A 17859-nucleotide genomic window follows, 5' to 3' on the forward strand; every position below is an offset into this window, starting at 1 on the left:
AAAGGAACCTACCATGACCACGGAATTCCGTATCGAAGCGGACAGCATGGGCGAAGTCAAAGTCCCAGCCAACGCTTTGTATCAAGCCCAAACTCAACGCGCTGTCGATAACTTTGCTTTCAGCAAACACACCATGCCGACAGGGTTTATTCAAGCACTCGCTCACATCAAACAAACCGCAGCGCTTACCAATGCTCAACTTGGCTTGCTAGAAGGTGATATTGCCAATGCCATCGCTGATGCCGCGCAAGCCATCATTGATGGTAAACACATCGCTCAATTCCCTATCGATGTATTCCAAACTGGCTCGGGCACGAGCTCAAACATGAATGCCAACGAAGTGATTGCAACATTGGCATCTGAGCATCTAGGCGGAACAGTCAATCCAAACGATCACGTCAATATGGGTCAAAGCAGTAACGACGTAGTGCCTACTGCGATTCAAGTCAGCTCTGCAATTGCAATTGAAAAACAGCTACTACCAGCACTGTCCCACCTAAGTGAAACACTAGAGACTAAGCAGCAAGCTCTGAAAGATGTGGTGAAAACAGGTCGTACGCACCTCATGGATGCGATGCCAATTACCTTCGCCCAAGAGCTTGGTGGTTGGCAGTTCCAAATCGAACACGCTAAACAAGCCATCGAACAAACACTGCCAGCAGTGAAAGCGTTAGCTCAAGGCGGAACAGCGGTGGGTACAGGGATCAACGCCGATCCACGCTTCGCCGATCTTTTTGCCGATAACCTAACGCAATCAACGCGCATCGAGTTTTCTTCAAGCAAAAACTTCTTCTTCAATCTCAGCAGTCAGGATGCGATCGTCGCCCTATCGGGACAGCTCAAAACAGCAGCAGTTGCGATCATGAAGATCGCAAACGATCTTCGCTGGATGAACTCAGGTCCACTAGCTGGCTTGGGTGAAATCGAACTGCAAGGCTTACAGCCGGGCTCTTCTATCATGCCGGGCAAAGTGAACCCTGTGATTCCAGAAGCAGCAGCCATGGCGTCGGCACAAGTGATTGGGAACGACGCGACCATTACCGTTGCAGGTCAATCGGGTAACTTCCAACTTAACGTGATGCTACCAGTGATAGCTCACAATGTATTAGAAAGCATTGAACTGCTTTCGAACAGCGCCGTTGCTTTGGCAGACAAAGCCATTGCGACGTTTGAAGTGCGCCAAGACAACCTTGATGTTGCACTGGCGAAGAACCCGATTCTGGTCACCGCACTTAACCCTGTGATTGGCTACCTAAAAGCAGCGGAAGTGGCGAAGAAAGCCTACAAACAAGGTCGCGCTATCATTGATGTAGCGGAAGAAGAAACGGACTTGGATCGCGCAACATTAGAAAGATTGCTCGATCCAGCCAAACTGACTCAAGGCGGCGTTGCAGAATAAGCCACCGACCGATCACCCCCTTAAAGCAAAAGACCTCCAATCGGAGGTCTTTTTTTCTAGGCGACTCGATTAAGTACCGAACGCAATTTCAAAGGTTTCACCGGTTTGGCGATAAAACTAAACCCATTGGCTTTAATGCCTTCCATCATGTCATCGGTTCGGTCGGCACTGATGATCACCCCCTCAAAGCGATTACCCAGACGCAAGCGGCATTGCTGCAACACTTCTAATCCTGTTCGACCATTGTCTAAACGATAATCGGAGAAAATCACATCCGGCAGCCAATCGTCTTCGATCGCTTTCAGACTCTCAACGATATCGGTCGCAATGCGAATATCACAGCCCCAGCGTGAGAGTAGATTCTCCATTCCAACTAGGATATCCGGCTCATTATCGACACACAGCACACGAATATGGCTCAAGTCAGATTGTGCACTCTTCACTGCTTTGACTGCCGGAATGTGCACCTTCTCTGCTTTATCTAAGGTAATCGAGAACACGCTGCCTTGACCAAACCAAGAACGCATCGAGATTTCATGCCCCAGCACTTGAGCAATACCTTTCGAAATAGCCAAGCCTAACCCTAAACCTTGGTCAGAACGAACTTGAGTACCGCGATTAAACTCTTCGAAGATCTCTTGTTGCTTCTCTTCTTCGATGCCCATGCCGTTGTCCCATACATCAATACGCACTCGCCCTTGTACGCGACGCACACCTAGCGCCACTTTGCCATTCGGGCTATATCGGAACGCATTGGTAAGGAAGTTCTGTACCACGCGGCGCAGCAATTTCGGGTCAGACTTCACCATCAAAGACGATGGGATCATGGTGAACTCAATGCCTTGTTGTTTCGCCAGCGCACTGAATTCCGCATTCAAGTTTGCCAACACATCATTAACCGCAAAGCCATGCACATTGACGTCCAACTTGCCCGATTCCAAACGCGAAATATCCAGCAAATCACCAATCAAATCTTCCGCCGCCCCTAACGCACTCTCGATGTGGGTCGACAACTTTTGGGTTTCACTGTCTTTGGCAACTTCCGACAATGAAGAAGCAAAAAGACGAGCGGCATTCAGCGGCTGCATCAAGTCATGGCTTACCGCGGCTAAGAAGCGCGACTTGGACTGTGACTCATGCTCAGAACGTTGGGTCGCTGCCACCAGCTGTTTGTTCAGTTGTTCCAATTCACGAGTACGAGCACGAACGCGTTCTTCTAGTGTCTCATTAGCGTCTTTCAGAGCTTGCTCCGCATCGCGGAACACGGTGATATCGGTAAAGCTCATAACGAAACCGCCACCGGGCATTGGGTTACCTTGCACTTCAATTACGCGACCATCTGGACGCACACGGGAAGAGGTATGTCGCGTGCCTTGCTCAAGGTGATAAACGCGGCGACGAACGTGGTCTTCAGGGTCACCCGGACCACATAAACCTTGCTCGGCATTGTGACGAATCACATCCGCAATCGGACGCCCGACCTGAATCAAACCCGGCGGGAAAACAAATAACTCCAGATAACGTTGGTTCCAGGCCACCAGCCTTAGTTGCTTGTCGACCACTGCGATGCCTTGACCAATGTGTTCAATCGCACCTTGCAGCAAACCACGACTGAAATCATATAGCTCTGAGGCTTCATCAACGATGGTCGCCACTTCTTCAAGTTGCATATTCCTGCCTTGCAAAGCAGAAGTAAGTACTAACTTAGCTGAAGAGGCACCAAACACACCTGCGAGTACACGTTCGGTGTGTCGAATTAAGGTAGAGGGAGCTTGTTGATTGGGAAGCAGCTCTTCGCGTTGCTGACTCCAATAGGTTTGGAAGGCGGATTTCACTCGCGTTCGCCCGACAAATCGTGACGCTAACATCTCCAGTTCACTGACCGTCACACGGCTCTGATACAAGCTGATGTTTTCACTTTCAGGCAACGGCGTACCAACGAATGACGCCGATTGTAAGCGTTCACTTATGCTTGGGCGTGTAGCTAGTGATACCGCAACAAAACACGCGGTATTCGCCACCACGCTGAGGATCATGCCCCAGTCAGAAACAGCAATACCAAAACCTGCCAATAAATCAGGCGGAGTGATCAGCCAAATCAGCAAGTTGTTGCTTGCGTCGCCTGCCAGCATGTCGGTTTGGCTCATCAAAGTAATCAACCAAATGGTGAAACCCACCAGCAAACCCACATACACGCCTTTCTTGTTGCCCTGACGCCAGTACATACCGCCAAGCAGAGACGGAGCGAACTGGGTAATCGCTGCAAACGAGAGAAAACCTATCGCAGAGAGTGAGTGGATACTATCTAAAGCCTGATAAAAGCCCCATGCACCAATCAACAGAAGCAGAATAAGCCCGCGACGTATACGTAATAGCAGCGTAGAGAAGTGATGATGATTGCGTTTTGATAACTTCATCCGGCGCAAAATCAGCGGCATCACCAAATCGTTAGATACCATGATCGCTAAGGCAATGGTCGAGACGATAACCATGCCACTTGCCGCGGAAGTACCACCTAAAAATGCCAGCAAGGCGATGTCATTCGCGCCCACCGCCATCGGCACGCTGATCACGTACGTATCGGCAGGGCTACCACTCAGTAGACTTTGCCCTACCCATGCGATTGGCAGAACGAAAATGCCCATCAGAATCAGATACAACGGGAACAACCAACGCGCGACGTGTAAGTCTTGTGCGCGTTCATTCTCGACCACCATGGTATGGAATTGACGTGGCAAACAGACAATCGCCAGCATGGTTAGAATGGTGTGAATCAGCAAGGTCGGAATGTTAGGTGACTCATAGGTTTCTGCAGCAATATCGGCAAGGTGGAAGCTCTCGGTATCCATCGCGAGCCAAACAATAAACACACCCACCACTAAAAACGCCACCAACTTGAGCACTGATTCAAACGCAATCGCCATCATCATGCCGCGGTGATGTTCGGTGTTATCGATATGACGCGTACCAAACAGCATGGTGAAGATCGCCATCGCCCCGACCACAAACCAAGACACACTGTAGTTTTGGTAACTGAGATCGGATGCTAAATCTGGTGCGATGATCTCCAATCCCATGGTGATGCCGCGCAATTGCAAAGCGATATACGGAAGAATGCCTGCCACCGCGATTAAGGTGACAACTACTGCCAAGCCTTGCGATTTGCCATAGCGGGCGGCAATAAAATCGGCAATGGAGGTGATGTGCTCGCGCTTGGCAATCAAGATCAGCCGAGCGAGGACGCGCCAGCCGATGGTAAACACGATGATCGGCGCGATATAGATGGGTAGGAAGGACCAAGGATTGTTGCTCGCCTGTCCGACCGTGCCGTAGAAGGTCCACGACGTACAGTACACCGCAATCGACAAACTGTAGATCCATGGTCGCCAACGCGCTAACCATCTCTTTTGTTTGTCACCGTACCAAGCGATTAAAAACAGGATTCCCAAATACGCCAAAGAAACGGGAATCACTAGCCATCCTTGCATCCGATATCCTTTCTTACTTTTCTTGCCTTTCTTGCTGTTTTTAAAGCAAGGAATAAAAAAACCTCTCCATAAGGGAGAGGTTTCATTTAACACTGCTTTCACAACAGAGACAAAGGTTAGTTTTTAATCTCTGTCACAGAAGCTTAATTCTGTGCTTCGGGTGCATTGGCTGAGAGATCAACCACATGACTTTCATCATTTTGAGGATCAACTTTGATAAACAGTGCAATAAAGCCCATCGCCGCCATCAACCAGAAGATATTCGCACCCCAGTGCTCGTAGCCCCAACCACTGATCACTGTCATCAACGCGATAAACGCACCCAGTGGGATTGCGTTATATAGTGCCTGCAATGCCACCATCTTGTTCTCTGCTGAGTTCTGGATGTATTGAATGGCAGCAATGTGCGCCATTGCAAACGTCACGCCGTGAAGCATTTGCACTACCACCAACGCCAAAATAGAGGTCGTAGACGCAGTCATTCCCCAACGTAGCATCACACCACCAGCCGCAACCACAAACAGAGTGCGCAAAGACCAGCCAGCGAATAGACGCTTACTCAGAGCAAACACAGCAACTTCAGCTGCCACGCCCAAGCTCCACAAGTAACCAATCACATCTTCTGAGTGACCAGCCGCTTTCCAGTGAATCGCACTAAAACCGTAGTACGCCGCATGGCTGCCTTGGATTAACGCCATCAGCACAAGGAACTTCACGACCGGTTTATCCGTCAGTAACGCTGAGAGTTTTGGACGCTCAGAATGTTGACCTTCGCGTGTCACTGGCATTGGATTGGTGTTACGCATTGCAAATAAAAGCGAGACAAACACACCGACCATCGCCGTGTACAAAATCATGTCAGAACCAAACTCTGCCACCAAGTAGCCCACCACAGTCGAGCCTGCAATAAATGCAACCGAGCCCCACAAACGGGTACGACCGTAATCGAGCATTTTCAAACGAGCGTAGTAGTTCGCCATCGCATCAGACAGAGGCACGACAGGACCACAACACAAGTTGAACAAGACAGTGGCAAGCGCCATTAACCAGAAGTTGCCGCCAGTGAAAAAGTGGAAACCAACAAATATAAGGGCAGCAAAACTCAACCAGCGCAATGCAGGCATTAGGTGTTCGACTTTATGCAAACGTGGGGTAAGCACCATGTTCGCCACACAACGCGTCGCTAAACCTAGACCCACTAACAGACCAATATCTGTTGGAGAAACGCCCTGCTCTTTAAACCACAACGACCAAAATGGCAGATACACGCCATACGCAAAAAAGAATCCGAGAAAGTACTGGGAAATCCAGCCATACGGAGAGGGTTTCAACATCACTGACATCCTAAAAAACGACAAAAACTAACGACTTCCGCCACGTAAACGTTTGGGACGCGGAATTATGGATCGCAATGCGTAATAGAAAAAGGGAAGAATCGGCAACTTACCGTTTCCTCAATGGCACAGGGTCTCGAAATGCAAAATTAGATTGTGACGATTTAGACCAAAGTCGTCTGGCTTCGGCAGGGAAATTTGTCAGACTTAGAATGTGTTCCCACCAAATTTAGGTGCTCTCATGCCTGACAAATTTAATATGCAATCTCCACCGTTCGATCGCCTGACTGACGCACAGCAAAATCGACTGCGCTCGTCTCTTGATGTGGCGTACTACCGAACGCGAGATGTCATCTTAGCTTGTGGGCAAGACAATCCTCACCTGCACGTGCTGATTAAAGGCGCAGTGGAAGAGCGCTCAAAAGATCAAGACGAAGTGTTTGCTCACTACGCCAACGACGACATGTTTGATGTGCGGTCTTTGTTTGAAGAAAGCGTGCGCCATCAGTATGTGGCACTGGAAGATACCCTCTCGTATTTGCTACCGAAAGAAGTGTTTCTTGAGCTGTATAACGAGAACGGACAGTTCGCTGCCTACTTCGATAACAACTTATCGAAACGCCAAGCCCTCATTGAAGCGGCTCAACAGCAGCAAAACCTCGCCGAATTCATTCTGACTAAAGTCGATAGCAGCATCTATCATCCACCGATGCTATTAGCACCTGATATGCCAATTAATCAGGTCACTAAAACACTTAAAGACAATGGCATTGATGCCGCTTTGGTTCAGCTTAACCAAGATGACCCACGCCTAGAGCAATATCCATCGGCGCATCCCTACGCGATAGTGACTCGAACCAATATGCTCCATGCCGTAATGCTTGACGACCATCCACTCGATACACCAGTGAGTAAGATTGCGACCTTCCCTGTTTATCACGTCGATGATGGCGACTTCTTGTTTAACGCCATGATCACCATGACGCGTAATCGCATGAAGCGTCTAATGGTGTGCGAAGGCAATCAAGCGGTCGGTATGCTAGATATGACGCAAATCCTCAGCGCGTTTTCCACTCACTCACACGTACTGACACTCAGCATAGCGCGAGCCAGCAGCGTGGAAGAGTTAGCCCTTGCTTCCAATCGACAGCGTCAGTTGGTGGATAGCTTACTGACCAACGGGATCCGTACTCGCTTCATCATGGAGCTGATATCTGCCGTAAACGAACAAATCATCGAAAAAGCGTTTGAGCTTGTGGTGCCACCAGCACTGCACGATCACTGCTGTCTTATTGTGCTTGGCTCAGAAGGTCGTGGAGAGCAAATCCTTAAAACGGATCAAGACAATGCACTGATCATCCAAGATGGGCTGGAATGGGAACATTGCACCGAAGTCATGCAAACCCTCACCCACACCTTGCAACAACTGGGTTATCCACTCTGCCCAGGCAAAGTCATGGTTAACAATCCGAAGTGGGTTCGAACGCAGCAAGACTGGATTAAAACGCTCGATGGTTGGATTGCTAAAGCGCAGCCTGAACAAATCATGGATTTAGCCATCTTCAGTGACGCTCATGCGGTCGCAGGCAATCGAGAGTTGCTCGCGCCTATCGCCGAGCACCTTAGAGACAGCATGAAAGATCGTATGTTGATTCTGTCCGATTTCACTCGCCCTGCTCTGCAGTTTTCCGTGCCTCTTACTCTGTTTGGTAACGTAAAAAGTGCCAAGGACGGGCTGGATATTAAGCGCGGCGGCATCTTCCCAATCGTGCATGGCATTCGCACTTTGGCATTGGAATACGCGATTGAAGAGAAGAACACCTTCGAGCGTATCGAAGCACTGAGAAACAAACGTATCTTAGAACCAGAAACCGCCGACAACCTCAATGAGGCGCTAAAGCTGTTCTTTAAGATTCGTTTGAACCAGCAATTGAGTAAGCAAGAAGCATTGAACAACATCGACATCAAACAGTTAGACAGGACAGAACGAGACTTGCTACGCCACAGCTTACATGTGGTGAAGAAGTTTAAGCAGTTCTTAGGCTTCCATTATCAAATCCGTGATTAGAGTCTTTTAGGCAAATAAGACGAGAGGTAACAGGGATGAATTGGCTACAAAGGAAATACTGGCATTACAAGCTGAAGGGCTCACCTTATCAGCCACTGTTTTGTTCGCCGCAAAAAGGCGAATTTGTCTCTCTCGATTGCGAAACCACCAGCTTGGACCCAAATCGAGCCGAGCTGGTCACCATCGCTGCGACCAAAATCATCGACAATCGCATCATCACCAGCAAACCATTCGAAGTTCGACTTCGCGCCCCGCAATCACTCGATTCAGGTTCAGTGAAAATTCATCATATCCGCCACCAAGATTTGGTTGATGGCATCAGCGAAAAAGAAGCGCTTATCAAGTTACTCGACTTTATCGGCAATCGTCCTTTAGTCGGCTACCACATTCGCTACGACAAAAAGATCCTCGACCTCGCCTGTCTGAGGCATTTAGGCTTTCCACTGCCCAACCCGCTCATCGAAGTGAGCCAGATTTATCACGACAAGCTCGAACGTCATTTGCCTAACGCCTACTTCGACTTAAGTCTTGATGCAATTTGTAAGCACCTCGAGCTACCGATTCAAGACAAACACGACGCCCTACAAGACGCAAAATCCGCTGCCTTGGTGTATGTGCGCCTAACCAAAGGCGATTTACCAAACCTGAGCGTGCCTTATACCCAATAGGTTCAATACGCAGCTTTCGATCCACCTCCCACATTCGCTTTAAATTCAGCAATATCGCGGCGCATTCCTCACTCTCATCCTAAAGTCTAATTGTGGAAATACGCGCTGTGACTGACAGTTATATGCACAGCAACGTTCTTGATGAATCACAGACTAAAGAACGGAAACAGCCCTACAAAAGACGAAGGTCGAGAATTAAAGGCACAAGGAGAGAAGCCATGAGCGAAGCCCACGTTTATCCGGTAAAAGAAAATATTAAAAACCATACGCATGCGGATAATGACACTTACCTAGCCATGTATCAGCAGTCGGTAAGCGACCCAGAAGGCTTCTGGAGCGAACACGGTAAAGTTGTCGATTGGATTAAGCCATTCACTCAAGTTAAAAACACCTCTTTCGATACTGGTCACGTCGACATTCGTTGGTTCGAAGACGGCACACTGAACGTATCAGCAAACTGTATTGACCGTCACCTTGCCGAGCGTGGCGATGAAGTCGCAATCATCTGGGAAGGCGATGATCCTGCTGACGACAAAACCCTCACATTCAATGAACTGCACAAAGAAGTGTGTAAGTTCTCTAACGCACTAAAAGAGCAAGGCGTACACAAAGGCGACGTGGTTTGTCTTTACATGCCAATGGTGCCAGAAGCGGCTATCGCAATGCTGGCATGTACGCGTATTGGTGCGGTTCATACTGTGGTATTTGGTGGTTTCTCGCCAGAAGCACTGTCCGGTCGTATCATCGACTCAGATGCGAAAATCGTTATCACCGCTGACGAAGGCGTTCGTGGTGGCCGCGCAGTACCACTGAAGAAAAACGTTGATGAAGCACTGACAAACCCAGAAGTAAAAACCATCGACAAAGTTGTCGTTCTAAAACGTACGGGTGGTGACATTGATTGGCACGAGCACCGTGACGTTTGGTGGCACGAAGCAACGGCTGTCGTTTCTGATGTGTGCCCACCAGAAGAGATGAAAGCGGAAGACCCTCTATTCATTCTTTACACTTCAGGCTCAACAGGTAAGCCAAAAGGCGTGCTGCACACTACAGGTGGTTACCTAGTGTACGCAACCATGACCTTCAAATACGTGTTCGATTACCAAGAAGGTGAAATGTTCTGGTGTACTGCGGATGTGGGTTGGATTACAGGTCACACTTACTTAATTTACGGTCCACTGGCGAACGGTGCGAAGACCATTCTTTTCGAAGGTGTACCAAACTACCCAAGCACGGCTCGCATGAGTGAAGTGGTTGATAAGCATCAAGTAAACATTCTGTACACTGCACCAACAGCGATTCGCGCCCTAATGGCGAAAGGTAACGAAGCGGTAGCCGGAACATCTCGTTCAAGCTTGCGTGTAATGGGCTCAGTAGGTGAACCTATCAACCCAGAAGCATGGGAGTGGTACTACAAGACCATTGGTAATGAAAACTCACCTATCGTTGATACTTGGTGGCAAACAGAAACAGGCGGCATCTTGATTGCGCCACTACCAGGTGCAACCGATCTTAAGCCAGGCTCAGCAACTCGCCCATTCTTCGGCGTACAACCAGCGCTAGTGGACAACATGGGTAACATCATTGAAGAGACCGCAGCAGAAGGTAACTTAGTGATCCTTGATTCATGGCCAGGTCAGATGCGTACTGTTTACGGCGACCATGAGCGCTTTGAGCAAACCTACTTCTCTACCTTCAAAGGCATGTACTTCACCAGTGATGGCGCACGTCGTGACGAAGACGGCTATTACTGGATCACAGGTCGTGTAGATGACGTACTGAACGTTTCAGGTCACCGTATGGGTACCGCAGAGATTGAGTCAGCACTGGTTGCACACGATAAAATTGCGGAAGCAGCGATTGTCGGTATCCCTCATGACATCAAAGGTCAGGCAATTTACGCATACGTCACGCTTAATGATGGTGAGTTCCCATCAGCTGAGCTGCACAAAGAGGTGAAAGACTGGGTACGTAAAGAGATTGGTCCAATCGCGACACCAGACGTGCTGCACTGGACAGACTCTCTACCAAAAACTCGCTCCGGTAAAATCATGCGCCGCATCCTACGTAAGATTGCAACGGGTGATACCAGCAACCTAGGTGATACTTCGACACTGGCAGATCCAAGTGTTGTAGACAAGCTAATTGCAGAGAAAGCAGAACTGGCATAACACCCAGCCCCTGTTTTAAACGCTAGCCCTAAAAGCCACCATTGCATATGGTGGCTTTTTTGTGCGTGGACGCAAAATAAACCACAGAAAGCACATGGCAATTATGTTGTTTTTGTTAACTTGGTTACAGAAACGGCGGGGGTTATTGGGAGATTAGACCAGTAAATTGCTGCTAATTGCTGTGAATTAGCTATAATCTTGGTCGATTTTTTAAAATTTGCTCGGTTTTAACAAAAAAATCGTGCTGAATTATCGTATATTTGGGAATATAAACGTTCCACTCACGATAAAGGAAGATAGCAACATAATGTCTGCAAAGTCACGGATTCTAGTTCTAAACGGACCAAATCTTAATCTATTAGGTCTGCGTGAACCGACACATTACGGTAACAACACCCTAGCACAGATTGTTGACGCATTGACTGAACAAGCTCACAACTCTGGGGTGGAACTTGAACACCTGCAATCGAATCGTGAGTACGAACTGATTGAAGCTATCCACGCTGCATATGACAAAGTGGACTTCATTATCATCAACCCAGCGGCTTTCACTCATACCAGTGTCGCGCTGCGTGATGCATTACTTGGCGTAGCCATCCCATTTATCGAAGTGCACCTATCGAACGTTCACGCTCGTGAGCCGTTCCGTCATCACTCTTATCTGTCTGATAAAGCAGAAGGAGTGATTTGTGGCTTAGGTGCACAAGGTTATGAATTCGCTCTGTCTGCAGCAATCGCGAAATTGCAGGCAAAGTAAACCAAACACTCTGCAGCCCTTTGGGGTTGTCTTAATCACAAGATAAAAGAGAAAGAAAAGATGGATATTCGTAAAATCAAGAAGCTAATCGAGTTAGTTGAAGAATCTGGCATTGCTGAGCTAGAAATCTCTGAAGGTGAAGAGTCAGTACGCATCAGTCGTAGTGGCCCTGCAGCTGCTCCAGCACCAGTTCATTACGCAGCAGCTCCAGTAGCAGCACCTGCACCAGTGGCAGCAGCTCCAGTAGCAGACGCACCAGCAATGGCAGCAGAAGCGCCAGCAGCAGTTCCTGCAGGTCACCAAGTTCTTTCTCCAATGGTTGGTACTTTCTACCGCTCACCAAGTCCAGACGCGAAATCATTCGTTGAAGTTGGTCAGAGCGTAAATGCTGGCGACACACTATGTATCGTTGAAGCAATGAAAATGATGAACCAAATCGAAGCGGACAAATCAGGTGTTGTAACTGCAATCCTAGTTGAAGACGGCCAACCAGTTGAATTCGACCAACCACTAGTTGTAATCGAATAAGCGGGGCTTGCCTTATGCTAGATAAAGTAGTCATCGCGAACCGAGGTGAAATTGCACTTCGTATCCTTCGCGCTTGTAAAGAATTAGGCATTAAGACTGTGGCAGTTCACTCAACAGCTGACCGCGATCTTAAGCACGTACTACTCGCAGACGAAACAGTATGTATCGGTCCTGCTCGTGGTATCGACAGCTACCTAAACATCCCTCGTATCATTTCTGCAGCAGAAGTGACGGGTGCAATTGCGATTCACCCGGGTTACGGCTTCCTATCTGAGAACGCAGACTTTGCTGAACAAGTAGAGCGTAGCGGTTTCATCTTCGTTGGTCCTAAAGCAGACACCATCCGTATGATGGGTGACAAAGTGTCCGCAATCAACGCAATGAAAAAAGCAGGCGTTCCTTGTGTACCAGGCTCTGACGGTCCACTAGATAACGACGAAGACAAAAACAAAGCTCACGCTAAGCGTATCGGCTACCCAGTAATCATCAAAGCCTCTGGTGGCGGCGGTGGTCGTGGTATGCGTGTTGTACGTTCTGAAGCAGAACTTGTTCAAGCTATCGCTATGACGCGTGCAGAAGCAAAAGCGGCGTTCAACAACGACATGGTTTACATGGAGAAATTCCTAGAAAACCCTCGTCACGTTGAAGTACAAGTGATTGCTGATGGTCAAGGCGGTGCTATCCACCTAGGTGAACGTGACTGTTCTATGCAGCGTCGTCACCAGAAGGTTGTTGAAGAAGCTCCAGCACCAGGTATCACAGAAGAGATGCGTAAATACATCGGTGAACGTTGTACACGTGCATGTCTAGAAATCGGTTACCGCGGCGCAGGTACGTTCGAATTCCTATACGAGAACGGTGAGTTCTACTTCATCGAAATGAACACTCGTATTCAGGTTGAGCACCCAGTAACAGAAATGGTTACCGGTGTTGACCTAATTAAAGAACAGCTACGCGTAGCAGCAGGTCAACCACTGTCATTCACTCAGGATGACATCAAGATCCGCGGCCATGCGATTGAGTGTCGTATCAACGCAGAAGACCCTGAGCGCTTCCTACCTTCACCAGGTAAGATTGAACGCTTCCACGCACCAGGCGGTATGGGTGTTCGTTGGGAATCTCACATTTACACAGGCTACACAGTACCACCTCATTACGATTCAATGATTGGTAAACTGATCACTTACGGTGAGAACCGTGATGTAGCGATTGCACGTATGAAGAACGCACTAGGCGAGATGATCATTGAAGGCATCAAGACTAACGTTACTCTACAAGAATCAATCATGAATGATGAGAACTTCCAGCACGGTGGTGCAAACATTCACTACCTAGAGAAGAAGCTAGGCCTACAATAAGCCTTCGCTAACCTCATAATAAATGCCCACATCTGTGGGCATTTTTGTTTTGTATAAAGTCTATACTCAAACAAATCGTAGAGTTCTGGTAAACTCTGCGCCACTTCATTCACTTTAAGAGCAAAAACAAATGCCTTGGATTCAAATCAAACTCAACGCGACCAATGAAAACGCTGAGCAAATCGGCGACATGCTAATGGAAGAGACTGGTGCGCTGTCTGTAACATTCCTAGACGCGCAGGATACGCCTGTATTCGAACCTCTGCCTGGCGAAACTCGCTTATGGGGCGATACTGACATTCTGGCACTGTACGATGCAGAAGCTGATACAAACTTCATCATCACTCAAATCAAAGCAAGCGGCATGCTTACTGACGATTTTGCTTACAAAGTAGAACAGCTAGAAGACAAAGACTGGGAACGCGAGTGGATGGAAAACTTCCACCCAATGAAGTTCGGCGAACGCCTATGGATTTGCCCAAGCTGGCGTGAAATTCCAGAGCCAGACGCAGTAAACGTAATGCTAGATCCGGGTCTTGCATTCGGTACAGGTACTCACCCAACTACGGCATTGTGTCTTGAGTGGCTAGAAGGTCTCGATCTATCAGGTAAGACGGTTATCGACTTCGGGTGTGGCTCAGGCATCTTAGCGATCGCAGCGATCAAACTAGGTGCAGAAAAAGTTATCGGGATCGACATTGATCCTCAAGCACTACAAGCATCTCGCGACAACGCTGAACGTAATGGCGTTGCCGATCAACTTGAAGTGTTCCTACCTCAAAACCAACCTGAAGGTCTAATTGCAGACGTTGTGGTTGCGAACATTCTTGCTGGTCCTCTACGTGAACTAGCACCAATAATTAAAGGTTTGGTGAAACCAAATGGTGACCTTGCGATGTCGGGTGTTTTAGACACTCAAGCAGAGGATGTAGCAAACCATTACCGTGACGAGCTTCACATTGACCCAATTGTAGAGCAAAGTGAATGGTGTCGTATCTCTGGTCGTAAGCAAGGCTAGACAAGGTTTTCAGGGCTAATTGTTTGAATTTCATACAAATTACAAAAACAATTTGTAAATGCTCAAATATTAGTCTTTTCACGCAGTAAAAAAATGCGTAAAATGCGCGCCCTTGCTGGTACAGAACTGTGATGACGTTTTGAAAATCGGAAACTATCAACTTAAGAACAATCTAATCGTAGCCCCTATGGCTGGTGTAACGGATAGACCGTTTCGCGAGTTGTGTCTTCGCTATGGTGCGGGAATGGCCGTCAGTGAAATGATGTCTGCTAACCCGAAACTATGGGGAACGTCAAAGTCGAAACAGCGCATGGTACATGAAGGCGAATCGGGCATTCGCTCTGTACAGATTGCCGGTTCCGATCCACAGCTTATGGCCGATGCGGCTCAATTCAGTGTTGAAAACGGTGCGCAAATCATCGACATCAACATGGGCTGCCCAGCAAAGAAAGTGAATAAGAAGCTGGCGGGTTCTGCACTGCTTCAATACCCAGACATCATCAAAGAGATTTTGACTGCGGTAGTGGACGCGGTAGACGTTCCTGTAACGTTAAAGACTCGTACTGGCTGGAACACAGAAAATAAAAACTGTGTTCACATCGCTAAATTAGCCGAAGACTGCGGCATACAGGCTCTTGCACTGCATGGCAGAACAAAAGCGTGTATGTACAAAGGTGAGGCCGAATATGACAGCATTAAAGCGGTTAAACACGCTATATCCATTCCGGTTATCGCAAACGGTGATATCGATAGCCCGGAGAAAGCGAAGTTTGTACTGGAGTACACCGGTGCAGACGCTTTAATGATTGGACGCCCTGCCCAAGGTCGTCCTTGGATTTTCCAGGAAATCCATCACTATTTGGAAAACGGCACCACAATGGATGAGCTTCCAAGTGAGGAAGTGAAAGCCATTATGCTTGGTCATGTTAACGCTCTGCATGATTTCTATGGAGAGTTTTTAGGTCCACGTATCGCGCGCAAGCACGTTGGGTGGTATCTAAAGGAACATGAACAAGCAAGTGAGTTTCGCCGTACCTTCAACGCTATCGACGCAGCTGAGCTGCAACTTGAGGCGTTAGAAGGTTATTTTGATAACGTTGCATCATAATTAAGAGAAGAGCTAGACCGAATATGTTCGAACAAAATCTGACTTCAGAAGCATTAACAGTAACTACAGTAACGTCACAAGACCAGATTACTCAAAAGCCTTTACGTGACTCTGTTAAAGCGTCTCTTAAAAACTACCTAGCTCAACTAAACGGCCAGGAAGTAACAGAACTATACGAATTAGTTCTAGCTGAAGTTGAACAGCCACTATTAGATACCATCATGCAGTACACTCGCGGTAACCAAACTCGCGCAGCAACTATGATGGGTATCAACCGCGGTACTCTTCGCAAAAAACTTAAAAAGTACGGCATGAACTAATAGGTTCATACAGTATTTTTGTAAAAAAGGCTTGGTCAGCAATGATTAAGCCTTTTTTATTTTTTGTTCCTCGCTATCCTGTATTCCATCCTCCCTTACCTTCTCTTACCAAGCCTTTGTACAAACATTAGTCAAACCTGATACATTGAACTGTGATCAGTATTGATTGTGAACTCAATATAAACAGATATAATCAAAGACTTACATTGGATAAAGGAACTAACCTCATGATTTACAAAGAAAGGGAAGATTGGCTTCACGCCATTCTGAATACTCTCCCTGATCATGTCTTTATCCTCAATGAAAACGGTCGCTATATTGAAAGCTTTGGTGGCACTTACCACTCAAAGAAATTCAATGCCGAAAGTTACACTAACCTCTCGTTAAACGATGTTTTGTCATCAAGTAAAGCTTCTGAATTAATAAGTTATATTGATGATGTAATTCGCTCTAATGAGCCAAAAGTCGTCAAATACAGCATCGCACTACAAGACCACCTACTAATGCCAATAGAAGAGCTAGAAGCGTTAGACAACCCAGAGGAAACCTGGTTTGAAGCGATCATCAAACCTGTTGAAAGCTTACAAGACGACGAAAGTTGGGTAATTTGGTCTGTTCGTGACGTAACGAAAACACACCTACTTGAAAAGCGCCTGAAAGAGCTCTCAGAGACTGATGAGCTAACTGGTGTAATGAATCGACGAGCATTCTTAACCAGCCTAGATAAAGCTCTGAACTCGCATTCTCGCCTATCTCAAACACTCTCCTGCGTCATGATCGATATTGACCACTTTAAAGAGATAAATGACCAAGTCGGTCACTTCTCCGGAGATCAGGTGATCAACCATGTAGCAAAGATATGCCAACGAGCAATCCGTGGCACTGACTTTATTGGTCGCTTAGGAGGAGAAGAGTTTGCAGTGATTTTAGTCAACACCAGCGCGATTCAAGCCTATGATGTAGCAGAAAGGATCAGAGGTGCGATTCAAAACGCCCCATGCCAAGTTGATGGTATCGAAATCAGCACAACCGTAAGTATTGGTGTCGCAGAATATGACGGACAAGTATCTAATGCTAAAGAGCTCATGATTAACGCTGATAAAGCCATGTATTACTCAAAGCACTCTGGACGCAACCAAGTAACACTTCATCACGACTGTATTCCTGATGTCAAAATACAGCACTCCTTAAACCTAAATATCCAAAAGGTTTCTTAGCCCTTCGCTCTTCATCCCCCTTACTTTACATCAACTTATCCACGCACTCTCCAAAACACTCACACGCAGTTCTTTTGCCTAATCGAGTCATAGGACTAAACACAAGCTCGATGTGTTTTAATAGCGAGTTTGAGGCTGTTCTAAAGACAATGGGAAGTAGTGGCATTGTGAGAGGTTAGGTAATGCGTTAGCACTATCTCATGATCAAGTTAGTCACAGGAAAGATATACAGGGATTGGAAAGTGGTGCGACTTTATAAGAAGGGCTCTGGTGATCAGATTTACTTTGCTCCAAATGTAAAAAAAGCCCACTCTCTCGAGTGGGCTTCTTCAAATTTAAAGCCTGGCGATGTCCTACTCTCACATGGGGAAGCCCCACACTACCATCGGCGCTAATTCGTTTCACTTCTGAGTTCGGAATGGAAA

General features: G+C 47.4%; 13 protein-coding genes and 1 rRNA gene. 11 read left to right on the forward strand and 3 right to left on the reverse strand.

Going from position 1 to position 17859, the window contains the following annotated elements; all coding sequences use genetic code 11:
* Window positions 1–13 precede the first annotated feature (13 nt).
* Window positions 14–1399: a class II fumarate hydratase gene (locus OH459_RS25425; protein WP_269989379.1), complete on the forward strand. Its 1386-nt coding sequence runs from the start codon at window positions 14–16 to the stop codon at window positions 1397–1399.
* 56 nt (window positions 1400–1455) lie between these two features.
* Here OH459_RS25425 and OH459_RS25430 read toward each other — a convergent pair whose 3' ends face one another.
* Together OH459_RS25430 and OH459_RS25435 are read right to left on the reverse strand one after the other, a co-directional pair.
* The gene (locus OH459_RS25430) at window positions 1456–4887 is read right to left on the reverse strand and encodes a hybrid sensor histidine kinase/response regulator (RefSeq protein WP_009698905.1); all 3432 of its coding nucleotides are present in this window, start codon (window positions 4885–4887) and stop codon (window positions 1456–1458) included.
* 143 nt (window positions 4888–5030) lie between these two features.
* The gene (locus tag OH459_RS25435) at window positions 5031–6221 is read right to left on the reverse strand and encodes a 3-phenylpropionate MFS transporter (RefSeq protein WP_050907123.1); all 1191 of its coding nucleotides are present in this window, start codon (window positions 6219–6221) and stop codon (window positions 5031–5033) included.
* A 241-nt stretch (window positions 6222–6462) separates the two neighbouring features.
* On the opposite strand from OH459_RS25435, the gene OH459_RS25440 reads away from it, so the two are divergent.
* The 10 genes from OH459_RS25440 (at window position 6463) to OH459_RS25485 (ending at window position 17434) form a co-directional block, all read left to right on the forward strand.
* The gene (locus OH459_RS25440; protein WP_269989381.1) at window positions 6463–8289 is read left to right on the forward strand and encodes a DUF294 nucleotidyltransferase-like domain-containing protein; all 1827 of its coding nucleotides are present in this window, start codon (window positions 6463–6465) and stop codon (window positions 8287–8289) included.
* A 35-nt stretch (window positions 8290–8324) separates the two neighbouring features.
* The gene (locus OH459_RS25445; RefSeq protein WP_005440406.1) at window positions 8325–8957 is read left to right on the forward strand and encodes a 3'-5' exonuclease; all 633 of its coding nucleotides are present in this window, start codon (window positions 8325–8327) and stop codon (window positions 8955–8957) included.
* 218 nt (window positions 8958–9175) lie between these two features.
* Window positions 9176–11128 carry an acetate--CoA ligase gene (gene acs / locus OH459_RS25450; protein WP_269989385.1) on the forward strand — a complete coding sequence of 651 codons (1953 nt, stop codon included), beginning with the start codon at window positions 9176–9178 and terminating at the stop codon, window positions 11126–11128.
* A 307-nt stretch (window positions 11129–11435) separates the two neighbouring features.
* Complete coding sequence (gene aroQ, locus OH459_RS25455) at window positions 11436–11885, forward strand: type II 3-dehydroquinate dehydratase (protein WP_005448261.1); 450 nt, start codon at window positions 11436–11438, stop codon at window positions 11883–11885.
* A 60-nt stretch (window positions 11886–11945) separates the two neighbouring features.
* Window positions 11946–12413: an acetyl-CoA carboxylase biotin carboxyl carrier protein gene (gene accB / locus OH459_RS25460; protein ID WP_009698908.1), complete on the forward strand. Its 468-nt coding sequence runs from the start codon at window positions 11946–11948 to the stop codon at window positions 12411–12413.
* Between the two features lie 14 nt (window positions 12414–12427).
* Window positions 12428–13771 (forward strand): acetyl-CoA carboxylase biotin carboxylase subunit, encoded by a 1344-nt coding sequence (accC, locus tag OH459_RS25465; protein WP_005440401.1) that lies wholly within the window; start codon window positions 12428–12430, stop codon window positions 13769–13771.
* Between the two features lie 130 nt (window positions 13772–13901).
* Window positions 13902–14789, forward strand: a complete 888-nt coding sequence (gene prmA, locus OH459_RS25470; protein ID WP_009698909.1) for a 50S ribosomal protein L11 methyltransferase — start codon at window positions 13902–13904, stop codon at window positions 14787–14789.
* Between the two features lie 139 nt (window positions 14790–14928).
* Complete coding sequence (dusB, locus tag OH459_RS25475; RefSeq protein WP_005448258.1) at window positions 14929–15897, forward strand: tRNA dihydrouridine synthase DusB; 969 nt, start codon at window positions 14929–14931, stop codon at window positions 15895–15897.
* Between the two features lie 23 nt (window positions 15898–15920).
* Window positions 15921–16217, forward strand: coding sequence for a DNA-binding transcriptional regulator Fis (fis, locus tag OH459_RS25480; protein ID WP_000462885.1), 297 nt, complete (start codon window positions 15921–15923; stop codon window positions 16215–16217).
* 227 nt (window positions 16218–16444) lie between these two features.
* Window positions 16445–17434, forward strand: a complete 990-nt coding sequence (locus OH459_RS25485) for a sensor domain-containing diguanylate cyclase (protein ID WP_009698911.1) — start codon at window positions 16445–16447, stop codon at window positions 17432–17434.
* Between the two features lie 340 nt (window positions 17435–17774).
* Here the strand turns inward: OH459_RS25485 and rrf are convergent.
* Window positions 17775–17859: ribosomal RNA gene (rrf, locus tag OH459_RS28335) — 5S ribosomal RNA — on the reverse strand; the annotation flags it as partial.

Source organism: Vibrio sp. MM46, from assembly GCF_027587135.1.
GTDB lineage: Bacteria > Pseudomonadota > Gammaproteobacteria > Enterobacterales > Vibrionaceae > Vibrio > Vibrio harveyi.

Excerpts from the sequence above, each read along its gene's own strand:
- acs (WP_269989385.1), top strand. The coding sequence starts at position 9,176 with ATGAGCGAAGCCCACGTTTATCCGGTAAAAGAAAATATTAAAAACCAT.
- OH459_RS25440 (WP_269989381.1), top strand. The coding sequence starts at position 6,463 with ATGCCTGACAAATTTAATATGCAATCTCCACCGTTCGATCGCCTGACT.
- fis (WP_000462885.1), top strand. The coding sequence starts at position 15,921 with ATGTTCGAACAAAATCTGACTTCAGAAGCATTAACAGTAACTACAGTA.
- OH459_RS25435 (WP_050907123.1), bottom strand. The coding sequence starts at position 6,221 with ATGTTGAAACCCTCTCCGTATGGCTGGATTTCCCAGTACTTTCTCGGA.
- OH459_RS25430 (WP_009698905.1), bottom strand. The coding sequence starts at position 4,887 with ATGCAAGGATGGCTAGTGATTCCCGTTTCTTTGGCGTATTTGGGAATC.
- prmA (WP_009698909.1), top strand. The coding sequence starts at position 13,902 with ATGCCTTGGATTCAAATCAAACTCAACGCGACCAATGAAAACGCTGAG.
- aroQ (WP_005448261.1), top strand. The coding sequence starts at position 11,436 with ATGTCTGCAAAGTCACGGATTCTAGTTCTAAACGGACCAAATCTTAAT.
- OH459_RS25425 (WP_269989379.1), top strand. The coding sequence starts at position 14 with ATGACCACGGAATTCCGTATCGAAGCGGACAGCATGGGCGAAGTCAAA.
- accB (WP_009698908.1), top strand. The coding sequence starts at position 11,946 with ATGGATATTCGTAAAATCAAGAAGCTAATCGAGTTAGTTGAAGAATCT.
- OH459_RS25445 (WP_005440406.1), top strand. The coding sequence starts at position 8,325 with ATGAATTGGCTACAAAGGAAATACTGGCATTACAAGCTGAAGGGCTCA.
- accC (WP_005440401.1), top strand. The coding sequence starts at position 12,428 with ATGCTAGATAAAGTAGTCATCGCGAACCGAGGTGAAATTGCACTTCGT.
- OH459_RS25485 (WP_009698911.1), top strand. The coding sequence starts at position 16,445 with ATGATTTACAAAGAAAGGGAAGATTGGCTTCACGCCATTCTGAATACT.